This is a genomic window from Hydrogenophaga sedimenti, assembly GCF_051857515.1.
Lineage (GTDB): Bacteria > Pseudomonadota > Gammaproteobacteria > Burkholderiales > Burkholderiaceae_C > Hydrogenophaga.
Genome location: NZ_JBPZHA010000002.1, coordinates 41,708 through 58,733, shown reverse-complemented (window position 1 = coordinate 58,733; position 17,026 = coordinate 41,708). Strand labels below are relative to the sequence as shown.

The 17,026-nt window shown below is 67.9% G+C and carries 15 protein-coding genes; 13 read left to right on the top strand and 2 right to left on the bottom strand.

The features are described 5' to 3' along the window. The first annotated feature begins 306 nt into the window (after positions 1–306). From nirB to rpsU, 9 genes are all read left to right on the top strand, one after another. Complete coding sequence (gene nirB, locus ACS5NL_RS02940) at positions 307–2,760, top strand: nitrite reductase large subunit NirB (protein ID WP_439352094.1); 2,454 nt, start codon at positions 307–309, stop codon at positions 2,758–2,760. A 10-nt stretch (positions 2,761–2,770) separates the two neighbouring features. Next, positions 2,771–3,553: a type IV pili methyl-accepting chemotaxis transducer N-terminal domain-containing protein gene (locus ACS5NL_RS02935; RefSeq protein WP_439352093.1), complete on the top strand. Its 783-nt coding sequence runs from the start codon at positions 2,771–2,773 to the stop codon at positions 3,551–3,553. A 22-nt stretch (positions 3,554–3,575) separates the two neighbouring features. After that, complete coding sequence (gene nirD / locus ACS5NL_RS02930) at positions 3,576–3,959, top strand: nitrite reductase small subunit NirD (protein ID WP_439352092.1); 384 nt, start codon at positions 3,576–3,578, stop codon at positions 3,957–3,959. A 4-nt stretch (positions 3,960–3,963) separates the two neighbouring features. Continuing rightward, entirely contained in the window at positions 3,964–6,750 is a 2,787-nt protein-coding gene (locus ACS5NL_RS02925) for a nitrate reductase (RefSeq protein WP_439352091.1), read from the top strand. A 36-nt stretch (positions 6,751–6,786) separates the two neighbouring features. Next, positions 6,787–7,734 carry a DNA-binding protein YbiB gene (gene ybiB, locus ACS5NL_RS02920; protein WP_439352090.1) on the top strand — a complete coding sequence of 316 codons (948 nt, stop codon included), beginning with the start codon at positions 6,787–6,789 and terminating at the stop codon, positions 7,732–7,734. Beyond that, positions 7,731–8,543: a uroporphyrinogen-III C-methyltransferase gene (cobA, locus tag ACS5NL_RS02915; protein WP_439352089.1), complete on the top strand. Its 813-nt coding sequence runs from the start codon at positions 7,731–7,733 to the stop codon at positions 8,541–8,543. The genes ybiB and cobA overlap by 4 nt, the downstream gene beginning before the upstream one ends. 68 nt (positions 8,544–8,611) lie before the next feature. Then, on the top strand, positions 8,612–9,739 hold the full coding sequence (locus tag ACS5NL_RS02910; protein ID WP_439352088.1) for a sterol desaturase family protein: 1,128 nt from the start codon (positions 8,612–8,614) through the stop codon (positions 9,737–9,739). A 4-nt stretch (positions 9,740–9,743) separates the two neighbouring features. Beyond that, entirely contained in the window at positions 9,744–10,946 is a 1,203-nt protein-coding gene (locus ACS5NL_RS02905; protein WP_439352087.1) for a BaiN/RdsA family NAD(P)/FAD-dependent oxidoreductase, read from the top strand. Positions 10,947–11,130: 184 nt separating this feature from the next. Beyond that, positions 11,131–11,343 carry a 30S ribosomal protein S21 gene (gene rpsU / locus ACS5NL_RS02900; protein ID WP_056273869.1) on the top strand — a complete coding sequence of 71 codons (213 nt, stop codon included), beginning with the start codon at positions 11,131–11,133 and terminating at the stop codon, positions 11,341–11,343. 51 nt (positions 11,344–11,394) lie between these two features. On the opposite strand, the gene ACS5NL_RS02895 is transcribed toward rpsU, so the two are convergent. Continuing rightward, a complete protein-coding gene (locus tag ACS5NL_RS02895) occupies positions 11,395–12,327 on the bottom strand; it encodes a LysR family transcriptional regulator (RefSeq protein ID WP_439352086.1) in 933 nt (310 codons plus the stop codon). Positions 12,328–12,397: 70 nt separating this feature from the next. Between ACS5NL_RS02895 and lysA the strand changes: the two genes are divergently transcribed. The 4 genes from lysA to ACS5NL_RS02875 all read left to right on the top strand — a co-directional run bounded on the left by lysA (position 12,398) and on the right by ACS5NL_RS02875 (position 16,121). Next, the gene (gene lysA / locus ACS5NL_RS02890; protein WP_439352085.1) at positions 12,398–13,636 is read left to right on the top strand and encodes a diaminopimelate decarboxylase; all 1,239 of its coding nucleotides are present in this window, start codon (positions 12,398–12,400) and stop codon (positions 13,634–13,636) included. Positions 13,637–13,676: 40 nt separating this feature from the next. Next, entirely contained in the window at positions 13,677–14,123 is a 447-nt protein-coding gene (locus tag ACS5NL_RS02885) for a GatB/YqeY domain-containing protein (RefSeq protein ID WP_439352084.1), read from the top strand. A 104-nt stretch (positions 14,124–14,227) separates the two neighbouring features. Continuing rightward, positions 14,228–15,439, top strand: coding sequence for an ABC transporter substrate-binding protein (locus ACS5NL_RS02880; RefSeq protein WP_439352083.1), 1,212 nt, complete (start codon positions 14,228–14,230; stop codon positions 15,437–15,439). A gap of 67 nt (positions 15,440–15,506) precedes the next feature. Next, positions 15,507–16,121, top strand: a complete 615-nt coding sequence (locus ACS5NL_RS02875; RefSeq protein ID WP_439352082.1) for a hypothetical protein — start codon at positions 15,507–15,509, stop codon at positions 16,119–16,121. A 3-nt stretch (positions 16,122–16,124) separates the two neighbouring features. Here ACS5NL_RS02875 and ACS5NL_RS02870 read toward each other — a convergent pair whose 3' ends face one another. After that, entirely contained in the window at positions 16,125–17,015 is an 891-nt protein-coding gene (locus ACS5NL_RS02870; RefSeq protein WP_439352081.1) for a DMT family transporter, read from the bottom strand. Between the last annotated feature and the right edge of the window lie 11 nt (positions 17,016–17,026).

The following is a 17,026-nucleotide window of genomic DNA, read 5'->3' as shown; positions in this document are numbered from 1 at the left end:
GGGAGCGGCGGCGGGCCAGCCGATGGGGCGCCGATCATATGGCACACCTCTTGCATTGAACAGGCCAGACGTGACGACGCGTCCAACCCCGGCCTCGCGTCGGGGCCCTGTGCACAACGACGTGCGCAGTGACCGATCCGGTGCCGGCCCTGTGCCTGCGCCACCCCGGCAGCTCTGCCGGGCTTCGACCTTCCCTTGACCTGTGTTCCGGCCTGCGTGCCGCCATGTGACCGCCTGCGTGCGTCCGCCGGAGCCAGACCCCTTTTCCCCGTGATCCCCCGTGATCTTCAGACAGGAGTCGCCGCAATGAAAAAGATGAAACTCGTGATGGTGGGCAACGGCATGGCCGGTGTGCGCACGCTCGAAGAGCTGCTGAAGATCGCCCCCGATTTCTACGAGATCACGGTCTTCGGCGCCGAGCCGCACCCGAACTACAACCGCATCCTGCTCTCGCCGGTGCTCGCCGGTGAACAGACCATCGACGAGATCATCCTCAACGACTGGTCCTGGTACACCGACAACCACATCACCCTGCACGCGGGCCACAAGGTGACCGAGGTCGACCGCGTCAAGCGCATCGTGCACTCGGTCGGCCCGAACGGAGAAAAGGTCTCGGCGGAATACGACCGCCTGATCATGGCCACCGGCTCCAACCCCTTCATCCTGCCCATCCCCGGCAAGGACCTGAAAGGCGTGCTGGCCTACCGCGACATCGCCGACACGCAGGCCATGATCGACGCCGCCGCCACCTACAAGCACGCGGTCGTGATCGGTGGTGGCCTGCTGGGCCTGGAAGCGGCCAACGGCCTGATGAAGCGCGGCATGCAGGTCAGCGTGGTGCACGTCGCGCCCTGGCTGATGGAACGCCAGCTCGACGATGTGGCGGGCAAGCTGCTGCAGAAGTCGCTGGAAGAGCGCGGCATGAAGTTCCTGATCGGCGCGCAGACGCAGGAACTGGTCGGCGGTGACGACGGTCGCGTGAAGGCGATCCGCTTCAAGGACGGCAGCGAGGTGCCGGCCGACCTGCTGGTGATGGCCGTGGGCATCCGCCCCAACACCGCGCTGGCCGAAAGCATGCGCCTGCACGTCAACAAGGGCATCGTGGTCAGCGACACCATGCAGACCATCACCGACGCGCGCATCTACGCGGTGGGCGAATGCGCGGCGCACCGCGGCATCGCCTACGGCCTGGTGGCGCCGCTGTTCGAGCAGGGCAAGGTGCTGGCCACGCACCTGGCCGAGTTCGGCATCGGCCGCTACACCGGCTCGCTGACCTCGACCAAGCTGAAGGTGACGGGCATCGACCTGTTTTCCGCCGGTGAATTCATGGGCGGCGAAGGCACGGAAGAGATCGTGATGAGCGACCCCTTCGGCGGTGTCTACAAGAAGCTGGTGATCAAGGACGACAAGCTGGTCGGCGCCTGCCTCTACGGCGACACGGTGGACGGCAGCTGGTACTTCAAGCTGCTGCGCGAAGGCCGCACCGTCAGCGACATCCGCGACAAGCTGATGTTCGGCGAAAGCAATATCGGCGACGTCGGCCACCAGGGCCACAACAAGGCCGCCGCGATGAAGGACAGCGACGAGGTCTGCGGCTGCAACGGCGTGACCAAGGGCACCATCTGCAAGGCCATCAAGGACAAGGGCCTGTTCACGCTGGACGAGGTCAAGAAGCACACCAAGGCCAGCGCCAGTTGCGGCTCCTGCACCGGCCTGGTCGAGCAGATCCTGATGTTCACCGCCGGTGGCGACTACTCGGCCACGCCGAAGAAGAAGGCCATGTGCGGCTGCACCGACCACAGCCACCAGGACGTGCGCGACGCGATCCGCAACGACAAGCTGCTGACCATCGCCGACACCTTCAAGGCCCTGGGCTGGAAGACGCCCAACGGCTGCGCCAGCTGCCGCCCGGCCGTCAACTACTACCTGATCAGCACCTGGCCCAAGCAGGCCAAGGACGATCCGCAGAGCCGCTACATCAACGAGCGCTCGCACGCCAACATCCAGAAGGACGGCACCTACTCGGTGATCCCGCGCATGTGGGGCGGCGAGACGACGGCCGACGAGCTGCGCCGCATCGCCGACGCCGCCGACAAGTACAACATCCCGACCATCAAGGTCACGGGCGGGCAACGCATCGACCTGCTGGGCGTGAAGAAGGAAGACCTGGTCAACGTCTGGAAAGACATCGGCATGCCCAGCGGCCACGCCTACGCCAAGGCGCTGCGCACGGTGAAGACCTGCGTGGGCAGCGAGTGGTGCCGCATGGGCACGCAGGACTCGACCCAGATGGGCAAGGACCTGGAGAAAGCCATGTGGCGCATGTACGCGCCGCACAAGGTCAAGTTCGCCGTCTCGGGCTGCCCGCGCAACTGCGCCGAGGCCGGCATCAAGGACGTGGGCGTGATCGGCGTGGACTCGGGCTGGGAGATGTACATCGCCGGCAACGGCGGCATCAAGACCGAGGTGGCGCACTTCCTGGTGAAGGTGAAGACGGCCGAGGAAGTGATGGAGTACACCGGCGCCTTCTGCGAGCTGTACCGCCAGGAAGGCTGGTACCTGGAGCGCACCGTGCACTACGTCAACCGCGTGGGCCTGGACTACGTCAAGAAACGCATCCTGGACGACGCGGCCGGCCGCAAGGCGCTGTGGGAACAGCTGCAGTTCGCGCTGGATGGCGAACCCGATCCGTGGTTCGACTTCAAGGACGCGGCCGTGGACACGCGCCAGTTCGACCCCGTGGCCGTCGTCAAGGCCTGAGGCCGGCACCATGCAACGCCGCCACCTCCTGGTCCTCGCGGGCGCAGCCCCCCTGGGTCTGCACGCCCAGGTGAGCGACCTGTCCGACGCCATCAACAAGGCCGGTCGCCAGCGCATGCTTTCGCAGCGTCTGGGCAAGGCCTGGCTCGCACTGGCCCAGCAGACGGAAGGCCGCATCGCCCAGACCGTGCTGGACAAGTCGATGGCCCTGTTCAACCGCCAGCTGGCCGAGCTCAAGGCCTTCGCCCCATCGCCCGAGATCCGCGAAACCTACGTTGCGCTGGAAGCGGCCTGGAGCGACTACCAGGGCGCCCTGGTCGGTGCCACCCCCAGCAAGGACAACGCGACCAAGGTGCTCAAGGCCGACGCCCGCGTGCTGGCCCTGGCCCACCAGGGCACCCAGCAGTACGAGGCGGCCATGGGCCGTCCGGTCGGCAAGCTGGTCAACATCGCCGGCCGCCAGCGCATGCTGTCCCAGCGCATGGCCAAGTTCTATTACGCCGCCACGCTGCCGGTCGATCCGGCGGCGGCGGTGGCCGAGATCGGCAAGGCCCGCAGCGAGTTCCTGAGCGCCATGGAGCTGCTGCGCCGCGCCCCCGAATCCACGCCGCGCATCCGTGAGGAACTCGTGCTGGCCGACGGCCAGTGGCTGTTCTTCGATCAGGCGCTGCAACGCGTGCAGTCGGGCGCTTCCGCATCTCCCCGGCCGCTGTCCGACGTCTTCGTGACGAGCGAAAACCTGCTGAGCGTGATGGACCGGGTGACCGAGTTCTACGCCAATGTGAAATCCTGAAAACTGCGAAAGCCCCATGAACATGAGCCAATGGACCCCCATCTGCCAGGTTGAAGACATCCCCGTGCTCGGTTCGCGCCGCGTGGCGCGCGAGCAGGGTCTGGACGTCGCGATCTTCCGCAACGACCAGGACGAGGTGTTCGCCCTGCTCGACCGCTGCCCGCACAAGGGCGGCCCGCTCTCGCAAGGCATCGTCTTCGGCACCCACGTGGCCTGCCCGCTGCACAACTGGACCATCGGCCTGTGCGACGGCCAGGCGTCGGCGCCCGACGAAGGCTGCACGCCCAAGTTCAGCGTGAAGGTGGAGAACGGCCAGGTGTTCCTGGACGCCAACCAGCTCGCCACGCAGGCCACCGATCTGGTGCGCCCGATCGCCGGCCCCGCCCGCAGAACCGCCAAGGCCTGAGCCCATGACCGAAACCCGCTCCACCTGCCCCTACTGCGGTGTGGGCTGCGGCGTCATCATCGAATCCGATGGACCGCAGATCACCGGTGTGCGCGGCGACCCGGATCACCCCGCCAACTTCGGCAAGCTCTGCACCAAGGGCAGCACGCTGCACCTCACGGCCACGCCCGCCATCACGCGCCAGACCCGGCTGCTGCAACCCCTGCAGCGGCTGCAGCGCGGCCAGCCGCCTGTGGCCATCGGCTGGGACGCGGCGCTGGACCAGGTGGCCGGCACGTTCGGCCGCATCGTGCGCGAGCACGGCCCCGACGCCGTGGGCCTGTACCTCAGCGGCCAGCTGCTGACCGAGGACTACTACGTCTTCAACAAGCTGGCCAAGGGCCTGATCGGCACCAACAACGTCGACACCAATTCGCGCCTGTGCATGAGCAGCGCAGTCGCCGGCTACAAGGCCACGCTGGGCGCCGACGCGCCCCCCGCCTGCTACGACGACGTGAACCACGCGCAATGCCTGTTCATCGTCGGCAGCAACGCGGCCTACGCCCACCCCATCCTGTTCCGCCGCATCGAAGAAGCGCGCCGCCAGAACCCGGCCATGAAGGTGATCGTGGCCGATCCGCTCCGCACCGACACCGCCGAACTGGCCGACCTCTACCTGCCGCTGCAACCGGGCACCGACGTGATGCTGTTCCACGGCCTGCTGCACGTCATGCTGTGGGAAGGCTGGATTCACAACGCCTACATCGCGGCGCACACCAACGGCTTTGACGAACTCAAGGCGCTGGTGCGCGACTGCACACCCGATGTGGTGGCGCAAACCTGCGGCCTGAAGAAAGAAGACCTGTTCACGGCCGCCAAGTGGTTCGCCACCTCGCCCGCCACTCTCAGCCTGTATTGCCAGGGCCTGAACCAGAGCAGCAGCGGCACCGCCAAGAACGCCACCCTCATCAACCTGCACCTGGCCACCGGCCAGATCGGCAAACCCGGCGCCGGCCCCTTCAGCCTGACCGGCCAGCCCAACGCCATGGGCGGGCGCGAAGTCGGTGGCCTGGCCAACCTGCTGAGCGCCCACCGCGACCTTGCCAACCCCGCGCACCGCGCGGAAGTCGCCGCGCTCTGGGGCGTGGCCGACGTGCCGAGCAGACCTGGCAAGACGGCGGTGGAGATGTTCCAGGCCGCGGCCGACGGCGAGATCAAGGCGCTGTGGATCGCCTGCACCAACCCGGCGCAGTCCATGCCCGACCAGGCCACCGTGCGCCGCGCGCTGGAGCGCGCCGAGTTCGTGGTGGTGCAGGAAGCGTTTTCCACCGCCGCCACCTGCGACTTCGCCGACCTGCTGCTGCCCGCCACCACCTGGGGCGAAAAAGACGGCACGGTCACCAACAGCGAACGCCGCATCAGCCGCACGCGCACCGCCGTGCCCGCGGCCGGCGAGGCGCGGCACGACTGGCGCATCGCGGTGGACGTGGCGCGCCGGCTGGAAGCGCAGCTGCGCCCCGGCCAGCCTTCGCTATTCCCCTACGAATCGCCCGAACAGATCTGGCTCGAACACCGCGAATCCACGCGCGGCCGCGACCTCGACATCACCGGCCTGAGCTACGCCATGCTGGACAGCGAAGGCCCGCAACAGTGGCCGCTGCGCGAAGGCGACAAGACCGGCAGGCAACGTCTCTACGCCGACGGGGTGTTCCCCACCGCCGACGGCAAGGCCAAGTTCGCCGCCCTGCCCTACCAGCCGGTCGCCGAGCAGCGGGAATCGCGCTTCCCCTTCGCCCTGACCACCGGCCGCCTGCGCGACCACTGGCACGGCATGACACGCACCGGCACCATCGGCCGCCTGTTCGGCCACGTGGCCGAGCCCGCGGTTCAGCTCAACCCGCAGGACATGGAGCGCCGCGGCTTCAAGGACGGCGATCTGGTGCACGTGACCAGCAAGCGCGGCTCCATCGTGCTGCCGGTGCAGGCCTCGCGCACGGTCCACACCACGCAGGCCTTCATCGCCATGCACTGGGGACCGGAGTACCTGAGCGGCCGCAGCAGCCAGGGCGAACCGCTGGCGGGCGTCAACGCCCTCACCACCTCGGCCTACTGCCCCACCTCCAAGCAGCCCGAGCTCAAGCACGCGGCCGTGAAGATCCTCAAGGCCGAGCTGCCCTGGACCCTGCTGGGCGTGGCCTGGCTGCCCGAGGCTTCGGCGCTGACGGCACTGACCGAGCTGCGCGCGCTGATGCCTTCGTTCGATTTCGCGTCTTGTGTGCCGTTCGGCCGCGAACGCACCGGCGTGCTGTTCCGCGCCGCGTCGCCGGAAGCGCCGCCGCCGGAGGTGGTGGACCGCATCGAAGCGCTGCTGGGGCTGAACGCCCCGGACGCACTGCGCTACGTGGACAAGCGCCGCCAGCAGCGCCGCACCGCGCGCCTGGTGCGCGGCACCGGCGAAGACCGCGATGCCATCACGCTGGAGGCGTTCCTGCTGGCCGGCGACACCAGCGCCGAAGGCTGGATCAAGACCCTGCTGCAGGATCAACTGCCCGCCGGCAGCTACGGCCGCCTGCTGCTGATGCCCAGCGCGTCGGCACCGATCGCCGTGGTGGCCAAGAGCCCGCAAGTCTGCACCTGCTTCAACGTCAGCGAAGACGCGATCCGCGGCGCCCTGCCGCGCTGCGGTGGCACCGACGACCAGCGCCTGGCCGGGCTGCAAGGCCAGCTCCAATGCGGCACCAACTGCGGCTCCTGCATCCCGGAATTGCGCAGGCTGGTGAAAGCAGTGCCCGCGTCGCTCGTCGCCATATAACCCATGGTCATCTGAGCTGCCGGACAATCGCAGGCCATGAGCATCAGTCACTACATCAAGGAAATCGGCCGCGGCAAAGACGGCGCCCGTTCACTCCACCGTGAGCAGGCCGCCGACCTGTTCGGCCAGGTGCTGGACGGCAGCGTGACCGATCTGGAGATCGGCGGCTTCTGCCTGGCCATGCGCATCAAGGGCGAGACGCCGGAAGAAATGGCCGGCTTCCTGGACGCCACGCACCAGCGTCTGCAGCGCCTGCCCGATGCCGGTGCACCCGTGGTGGTGCTGCCCAGCTACAACGGTGCACGCAAGCTGCCGGTGCTCACCCCGCTGCTGGCGCTGCTGCTGGCGCGCGAGGGCGCCGCGGTGCTGGTGCATGGCACCGCCACCGAAGACAAACGCATCACCAGCGAAGCGGTGTTCGCGGCGCTCGGTCAGCCAGCCCGTTCGTCGGTCGACACTCTGGCGAAAGGCGAATGCGCCTTCGTGCCCACCGAGGTGCTGCACCCCGGCCTCAAGCGCCTGCTGGACGTGCGCCGCGCGGTCGGCCTGCGCAACCCGGCGCACAGCCTGGTCAAGCTGATGAACCCCTGCGAAGGCCCGGCGCTGATCGTGGGCAGCTACACCCACCCGGAGTACGCCGTCTCCATGTCGGAGACCTTCGCGCTGGTGGGCGCGCACGCCCTGCTGCTGCGCGGCACCGAAGGCGAACCCGTGGCCGATGCGCGCCGCACGCCGCAGATGGACGCCTTCCGCGATGGCGAACGCGTTCTGCTGCAGCCCGCGCAGGAAGGCTCGCTCGTCGCGTTGCCCGAACTGCCCAAAGACATCTCCGCCGACGCCACCGCGACCTACATCCGCGACGTGCTGGAGGGCCGCCTGCCGGTGCCCACCCCCATCGCCCTGCAGGTGGCACACATCCTGCAAGAGTTGCGCCGCCAGTCCACCACAGAGACAAGCCGCACCGCAGAGGTCAGCCCACCATGAACGCACCCGCCACCGTCATCACGTCCGAAACCCGCTTCAACCCCGGCACCGTCACCCTCGTCGGCGCCGGCCCGGGCGACCCGGAACTGCTGACGATCAAGGCCGCCAGGGCGATTGCCGCGGCCACCGTGCTGCTGGTCGACGACCTGGTGAGCGATGGTGTGCTGACCCATGCCTCGCCGAACGCCCGCATCGTGCATGTGGGCAAGCGCGGCGGCTGCAAGAGCACGCCGCAGGCCTTCATCGAGAAGCTGATGATCATGGCCGCGCGCGAAGGCGAAATCGTGGTGCGCCTCAAGGGCGGCGACCCGTTCATCTTCGGCCGCGGCGGTGAAGAGGTGGAACACCTGCGCGAAGCCGGCATCGAGGTGCAGGTGCTCAACGGCATCACGTCCGGCCTGGCCGGTCTCACCTCGCTGGGCGCACCGCTCACGCACCGCGACCACGCGCACGGCGTCGTCTTCATCACCGGCCACGCCAAACCCGGGGACAGCGGCACCGACTGGAAACAGCTCGCCGCCACCGCGCGCGACGCCAAGCTCACGCTGGTGATCTACATGGGCGTCTCCAGCGCCACGCAGATCCAGGCCGACCTGCTGACCGGCCTGCCCGCCAGCACGCCGCTGGCCATCATCCAGCACGCCAGCCTGCCGCAGCAGCGCCACGCGGTCTGCACCCTGGGCGCGCTCAGCGCCACCCTGGCCAGCGAAGGACTGGGCAGCCCCTCGGTGATCGTGGTCGGCGACGTGGTGCGCGGGATCGCGGCGGTGTCGGCCAAGGGACTGACCGGGAATCTGCGCGCGGCCTGAATCCGCCTCGCTACACTCCGCGCACCCCAATACAAGGAGCGGCTCCAGGCCGCCAGCGGAGGATTCCCTTGCTCGACAAACTCAATCGTTTCGTGGACGGCCACGGCAGCCTGCACACGGGCCGTGGCATGGTCACCGGCGTCATCGCCCTGACCCTGGCCTGCCTGTGTTTCCTGGGCGTGATGGCCTTCCACTTCCCCGAATACCTGACCACCCCCGAGCTGCGCAAGAGCTACGACGTGGCGATGATCCGCCAGCTGCTGTTCTGGTCGCTGGTGGTCGCCGGCGCGCTCAGCCTGGTCAACCTGGTGTTCCGCCGCGCGCCCTGGCTGGCCGGCACGGCATTCGCACTGGTGCTGCTGTGCGCCCTGCTGGGCGGCCACAAGGTCGAGGTCGACCCCAACTTCCCCGACCACACGCCCTACATCGGCCTGGACTGGTTCATCCTGGACCTGCTGGGCTCGGCGCTGATCTTCATCTTCATCGAGAAGCTGTTCGGCCTGCGCAAGGACCAGCCGGTGTTCCGCCCCGAGTGGCAGACCGACTTCCACCACTTCATCGTCAACCACATGCTGATCGGCTTCATGCTGCTGGCCACCAACCTGCTGGTGCACAAGCTGTTTGGCTGGGCCGCCAGCGACGGCATCCGCGGCTGGGTCGCCGCGCTGCCGTTCTGGGTCGCGCTGCCGCTGATCATCCTGGTGGCCGACCTGGTGCAGTACTGGACCCACCGCGCCTACCACGAGGTGCCGATGCTGTGGCGCCTGCACGCGGTGCACCACAGCGCCAAGCACATGGACTGGCTGGCCGGCTCGCGCCAGCACGTCATCGAAATCCTGATCACCCGCACCCTGGTGCTGGCCCCGATCTTCACCCTGGGGTTCTCCAAGGACGTGATCGACGCCTACATCATCGTGGTCGGTTTCCAGGCCGTGTTCAACCACGCCAACGTCAGCGTGCGCCTGGGTCCGCTGCGTTACCTGATCGTCACCCCCAACTTCCACCACTGGCACCACAGCCAGGACCAGGAAGCGCTGGACCGCAACTACGCGGCGCACTTCGCTTTCCTCGACCACCTGTTCGGCACCGCCGTCAAGAGCGAACGGGAATGGCCGGGTCTGTATGGCGTGCTGGGCGACTACGTGCCCGACGGGTTCTGGAAACAGGTGAAGTTCCCCTTCGTCTGGAAAGGCTGACCCGGTGCAGAGCTTTGATGTGGTGGTGGTGGGCGCGGGCGCGGCCGGCCTGTTCTGTGCAGGCCTGGCGGGCCAGCGCGGCCTGAAGGTGCTGGTGCTCGACCACAGCGAGAAGGTGGCCGAGAAGGTGCGCATCTCCGGCGGCGGCCGCGCCAACTTCACCAACCGCGACATCGATGTGCGCCAGCCGCACAAGCACTTCGTCGGAGAGAACCCGAACTTCTGCCGCTCGGCGCTCTCGCGCTACACACCGGCCGACTTCATCGCGCTGCTGCAGAAGCACGGCATCCCCTTTCACGAAAAGCACAAGGGCCAGCTGTTCTGCGACCGCTCGGCCGGTGATCTCATCGACATGCTGCTGGCCGAGTGTGCGGCCGGGGGCGTGGAGCGCCGGCAGCCCTGCGGTGTGAAGGCCCTGCGCGTGACCGCTGACGGCGGCTACGAACTCGACACCGACCGGGGCGTGGTGCAGACCCGCAAGGTGGTGATCGCCACCGGCGGCCTGTCGATCCCGGCCATCGGTGCGACCGACTTCGGCTTCCGCGTGGCCAGACAGTTCGGCCTGCGCACCGTCGAACCACGCCCTGGCCTGGTGCCGCTGACCTTCGACGGTGCGGGCTGGGCGCCCTACGCCGGACTCGCGGGCCTGGCGTTGCCGGTGCTGATCGAGACCGGCGACAAGAAAAACAGGATCGTCTTCGCCGAAGACCTGCTGTTCACCCACCGTGGCCTGTCCGGCCCGGCGGTGCTGCAGATCTCCAGCTACTGGAAGCCCGGCACACCGATCCGCATCAACCTCGCGCCCGAGGTGGACCTGCCGGCGGCGCTGGCCGAGGCCAAGCAGCGCTCGCGCAAGCTGCTGGCCAACGAACTGGCGCAGTGGGTACCGTCCCGCCTGGCCGAGGCCTGGGTGGCACAGGACACCGAATGGCAGCGCCCGGTGGCCGAATGCAGCGACAAGGCCCTGGCCCGGCTGGCCGAACGCCTGGCCCGCTGGGAACTGGTGCCCACCGGCACCGAGGGCTACAAGAAGGCCGAAGTCACGCTCGGCGGCGTGGACACGCGCGAACTGTCGCAGCAGACCATGGAGTCCAAACAGCCCGGGCTGTACTTCATCGGCGAGGTGGTCGACGTGACCGGCTGGCTGGGTGGCTACAACTTCCAGTGGGCCTGGGCCAGCGCGCATGCGTGCGCAACAGCACTCTGAACACCGTTCAGCCCAACCACAACGGGGCTGGCGTTCTTCCCGCAGGACGCTATAATCCAAGGCTTTGCTGGCAAACCCCCGTCGGCCAATACTAGTTAACAGGCGGGGGAACTTTGCAGAAACGATGCCTGGGCCCGATCTTCCCGTTCATCCTCTTTCTGTGCATTCTGGAATCTCTCCTTCAATGACGACCATCCGTGTTAAAGACAACGAGCCGTTCGACGTCGCTCTGCGTCGCTTCAAGCGCACCATCGAAAAACTGGGTCTGCTGACCGACCTGCGCGCCCGCGAGTTCTACGAAAAGCCGACCGCCGAGCGCAAGCGCAAGAAGGCCGCCGCCGTCAAGCGCCACTACAAGCGCGTGCGCTCGATGCAGCTGCCCAAGAAGCTGTACTGATCCGTCAGTCGCTTCACAAAAAACCCGCTCAGGACGCTGCAGCGGGTTTTTTTACGCCTGTGCGGTCCTGGTCAGCCGGGTTTTCAGGGCCGCGGCCGCCTCGGCCAGCGCCGCCTCGAAGCCGGCCCGCAGCGGGTGCTCGGTGCGCCAGCTCGGCCGGATCAGCGCCACGTGGAACGGGATGCTCACCGTCAGCGGCCGCACCACCATGCCGCCCTCCGTTCCGTTGCCGGCCAGCTCCAGCGCCGTCAGCGGGTTGACGATGCCCAGCCCCAGCCCCTGTCGCACCAGGGCACAGACCGACACCGCGCTCGGCGTCTCCAGCCGCAGGTCGCGGGCCACGCCGGCCGCCGCGAACAGCGCGTCCACCTGCTGGCGATAGGGATCGGTCGGCGCGAAGCTGATGAAGGACTGGCCCGCGAAATCGACCGGCGCCAGCACCGCCTTCCGCGCCAGCACATGGCCCGCCGGCAGCACCGCCACTTCGTCGGCCACCAGCAGGGTCTGCAGCGTGCAGGCGGCCGGCGCCTCGTGGCGTTCGGACAGGCCCAGGTCGAAACGCTGCTCGGACAGGGCCGCTTCGAGCTGCGGCGACTCGATCGGCGTCAGGCCCACCGCTGCCTCGGACTGCTGCAGCGCGAAGCGCCGGATCGCATCGGGCAGCAGCGCGTGCGAGAGCGCCGGCAGGCAGGCCAGCTGCAGCCGGCCGTGCGCGTAGGCCCGCAATGAAACCGCCGTGGCGGCGATGCGCTCCAGCCCGACATAGGACTGTTCCACCTCTTCCATCAGCGCCAGCGCCCGCAGCGTGGGCTTCAGGCGCCCCTTGGCGCGCTCGAACAGGGCAAAACCCAGCACCTGTTCCAGCCGCGCCAGCTCGCGGCTGACCGTGGGCTGCGAGGTGTGCAGCAACTCGGCCGCGCGCGTGACGTGGCCGGTGCCCATGACGGCGCGGAAGAAGTCGATCTGGCGGTGGCTGACTTTCATATCAAAAATGAATTGACATCGAATTATCTGGCATTGCCCAATATGACCAGAACCGGGATCATCGGCGCCCATGAACCCCTTCTCCGACACCCTCCTCCAGTCCCTCGCACGCCAGCACGGCACCCCGCTCTGGGTCTACGACGCCGCGACCATCCGCGCCCGCATCGCCGAACTGCGCGCCTTCGACACCATCCGGTTCGCCCAGAAGGCCAACTCCAACATCCACCTGCTGCGCCTGATGCGCGAGCAGGGCGTGGTGGTCGACGCGGTGTCGCGCGGCGAGATCCTGCGCGCGCTGGCCGCCGGCTTCACCGCTGACGTGAACGACCAAGGCGCCTCGGGCATCGTCTTCACCGCCGACCTGTTCGACCACGCCACGCTGGCCACCGTGGTCGAACACCGCGTGCCGGTCAACGCCGGCTCGATCGACATGCTGCACCAGCTGGGCACGGTCTCGCCCGGCCACCCCGTCTGGCTGCGCATCAACCCCGGCTTCGGCCACGGCCACAGCAACAAGACCAACACCGGCGGCGAACACAGCAAGCACGGCATCTGGCACGCCGAGCTGGAGGACGCCCTGGCGGCGGTGAAACAGCACGGCCTGCAACTGGTCGGCCTGCACATGCACATCGGCTCGGGCGTGGACTATGCGCACCTGCAGGAGGTCTGCCACGCCATGGTGCAGCTCGTGAAGCGCGCCGGCACCGACCTGCAGGCCATCTCGGCCGGCGGCGGCCTGTCGATTCCCTACCGCGAAGGCGAACCGCGCATCGACACCGCGCACTACTTCAGCCTCTGGGACGACGCACGCCGCGCCATTGCGGCCCAGCTGGGCCACGCCGTGCATCTCGAAATCGAACCCGGCCGCTTCCTGGTGGCCGAGGCCGGCGTGCTGGTGACCGAGGTGCGCGCGACCAAGCCCATGGGCGCGAACCGCTTCACCCTGGTCGACGCGGGCTTCTCGGACCTGATGCGCCCGTCCATGTACGGCGCCTTCCACGGCATGGGCCTGATCCCGGCCGACGACACGCCGCGCGCAACGGTGGAGACCGTGGTCGCCGGCCCGCTGTGCGAATCGGGCGACGTGTTCACCCAGGCCGAGGGCGGCGTGGTGCTCACGCGTGCGCTGCCGCAGGCGAAGGTGGGCGACCTGCTGGTGCTGCACGACGCGGGCGCCTACGGCGCCTCCATGTCCAGCAACTACAACAGCCGCCCGCTGGCGGCCGAGGTGCTGGTGGACGGTGACAGCCACCGCCTGATCCGCCGCCGCCAGACGGTGGACGAGCTGTTGGCCCTGGAACAGGTTTGAGACAATCGCTGGTTCTGACCAAACTCCGCGAGAAACGACCATGAGCCTGAAAGAACAGATCACCGAAGACATGAAGACCGCGATGCGCGCCAAGGACACGGAGCGCCTGGGCACCATCCGCCTGCTGACGGCTGCGATGAAGCAGAAGGAAGTGGACGAGCGCGTGGAGCTGGACGACGCGATGGTGGTCGCCATCGTCGACAAGCTGATCAAGCAGCGCAAGGACAGCATCGAGGCCTTCACCAAGGCCGACCGCATGGACCTCGCCGACAAGGAAAGCGCCGAGATGAAGGTGCTGCAGGCCTACCTGCCGGCCCGCCTGTCGGCCGAGGAAGTGGCCGCTGAAGTGAAGGCCATCGTGACCGGGCTGGGCGCCACGGGTCCTGGCGACATGGGCAAGGTCATGGGCGCGGTCAAAGCCAAGCTGGCCGGCAAGGCCGACATGGGCCAGGTGTCGGCCGCCGTCAAGGCCGCGCTGGCGGGTTGACGCAACGCAAACTTTTGCGCGCCAACCGCGCGGCTTCAGGGTAAACCGGGTCACGCTGCCGACCCGGCCCTGCCTACACTCGCGGCACTTTTTTGGAGGTGCCCGTGTCCAGTTCCCTCGTCCGCCTGTCCGCCACCCTCGGGTTTCTGGCCGCAGCCTTGTTGACCGTGTCGAGCGCGCATGCCCAGGGCGGCATGCCGGTGCGCATCGGCGTGATCGGCCCGTTCAGCGGTCCCTCTTCGGATTTCGGCAACCCGATGCTGCACGGCGTTCAGCTGGCGGTGGACGAGATCAACGCGGTCGGCGGTTACCTGGGCCGCCCGCTGGAGCTGGTGATCAAGGACGACCAGGGCAACCCCGATGCGGGGCTCAAGGCCTCGCAGGAGGTGGCCAACACCCCGGGCGTGATCGCCACCATCGGTTTCTGCAACACCGGCGTGGCAGCCAAGTCGCTGGAGGTGTTCCAGAACGGCCAGATGCCGCTGATCATCCCCTGCGCCACCGGCACGCCGCTGACCGCGAAATTCCCCGCTCCGCAGAGCTACATCTTCCGCACCTCTGCACGCGACGCCATCCAGGCGCCCTTCGTGGTCGACGATCTGGTCAAGCGCGGCTGGACCAAGGTCGCCATCTTTGCCGACACCACGGGCTATGGCGAGGCCGGCCTCAAGGACGTCGAAGCGGCACTGGCGGCCAAACAGCTCAAGCCGGTGTTCGTGGCCCGCTTCGGCCTCGGCATCAAGGACCTCACCAAGGAGATGTCGGCGGCCAAGGAGGCCGGCGCCAACGTCATCTTCAGCTACACCGTCGGCCCGGAGAACGCCGTCATCGCCAACAGCAAGCGCGACATCAAGTGGGACGTGCCGCAGGTCGGCGCCTGGACCCTGTCGTTCCCGTTCTTCATCGACGGCGCCAAGGCCGCGGCCGACGGGGCGCTGATGGCGCAGACCTTCATCGCCGAGCCCAGCAACGAGCGCCGCGCGGCCTTCCTCTCGGCCTACAACCGCAAGTTCAAGCAGAAGATCGCCGTACCGATGGCGGCGGCCCAGTCCTACGACACCACCTACCTGCTGACCTACGCGCTGCTGGGCATCCGCGACGGCAAGTTCAACGGCCCCGCCATCAAGGCTGCGCTGGAAAACATCTCGCGGGTCTACTACGGCGTCGCGTCGACCTACGACAAGCCATTCAGCGTCGACGACAAGGACGCCATCACGCCCAACATGCTGGTGATGGGCAAGGTCAAGGGTGGCGCCATCACCTTTGCCTACCCGGAAGACGCGCGCCGCAACCTGGTGGTGCAACGCAAGAAGTGACCGCCCGCCACGCCACCACCGGATGCTAGAGTGACACACTTCGTTTCAAAATTCCAAGGAGGAAGAAGTGTTCTCGCGCGTGCTCTCAAACGGTCTCACCGGTGCTGCCCTGGTGTTGCTCGCCCACTTCTCCAGTGACCCCGCTCTGGCAGAGACCACCTACGCCTGCAAAACCGACAGGGGCGTCGCCTACCGGTCAAACTCGCCTTGCCCCTGGGCGCAGAAGACCGAACTGCGTTATTTCGGCCCGGTGGCGCAGCCGCCCGTCTCGAACCGGCCGATCCAGCGGGTGGAGCGCGCAGGCGAAGAGTTGAAGTACCTGAGCCCCCGCTGCCAGACCATGAAGGAAGGCATCCGGACCGCACCCAACCGGGGGCTCAGCGCATCGACTGTGCAGGAGTTGCGACAGAACTTCGAGCGCGACTGCGCCGACGAGAACATGCAGGCCATAAACAAGGCCCGCAACGACCAGTACGCCCAGAAAAGCCAGCAGAGAGAGGCCAGCGCGGAGGAACAGCAGCGCGAAATGCTTGCCAAAGCCGATCAGGACCGCGTCCGGCAGCAATGCTCGGAAATGCGGCTGTCGATTCAGAACCGCAAACAACGCCCCAACCCCACGGAAGGGGAGCTCAAGGATCTCGAGCGCTTCGAGCAACGGTTCCAGGAGCGTTGCTCCCGTTGAAGCTCACCGGGTGAGGATCAGCGCCGTCCCACCCACCGCCAGCGCCGCGCCGACCCAGGCGCCAGCGGCCGGCAGGCGCCGGTAGACTGCCCAGAGCAGGGGCAACAGCAGCACCGGCGTCACCGACGAGAAGATCGCCACGAGTCCCGCCTGACCATGGCGCATGGCATACAGGATCAGCGTCATGCCCAGCGCCATCGCCACCGCCGCGCTCAGGAAGACCAGCAGGGCATCCCGGAGCCGCAACGGCGCCCTGGCCCGCGCCCCCGACCAGCCCGACGCCAGCAACATGCCGTGCGCCACCAGCGCCAGGCTCATGCGCACCGCCGAAGCGCTGACGGCGTCGACTCCCGTGGCCATCAGCGGCTTGAGCATCAGCGTCGCCACCGACTGACACAGGGCCGCCAGCAGGCCCAGCGCCACACCAACCGCCAGCCGACCGCGGGTCTGTTCCCAGCCGTGCGACTCGTCTTCGCGCTTGCCCCAGAGCACGGCCATCATCACGCCCCCCACCAGCAGGCTGCTACCCACCAGCATCCAGCCGCGGATCACCTCGTCCAGGAACAGCCAGGCCAGCAGCGCAGAAAACGCCGCGTGCGTCGCGAACAGCACCCCGGAGCGCCGGGGACCGAGGCGGTTCATGCAGGCGAACAATGCTGTGTCGCCGATGAAGATGCCGATCACGCCGGACAGTCCCAGCAGTCCGACCGCGGCCGCATCCAGCCCGCGCCAGCCACCCCCGGCGAGCGCGAGCGCCCACAGGATGGCGCTGGCAAACAGCATGCGCCAGCGGCTGAACGCGAACGCGCCCAGGCGCTGCGCCGGTGGTGCGGAAAACAGGCTGGAGACCGCCCAGCTGGCGGCGGCCACGACCGCGAGCGCCTCGGGCCTCATGCGATGGAGCG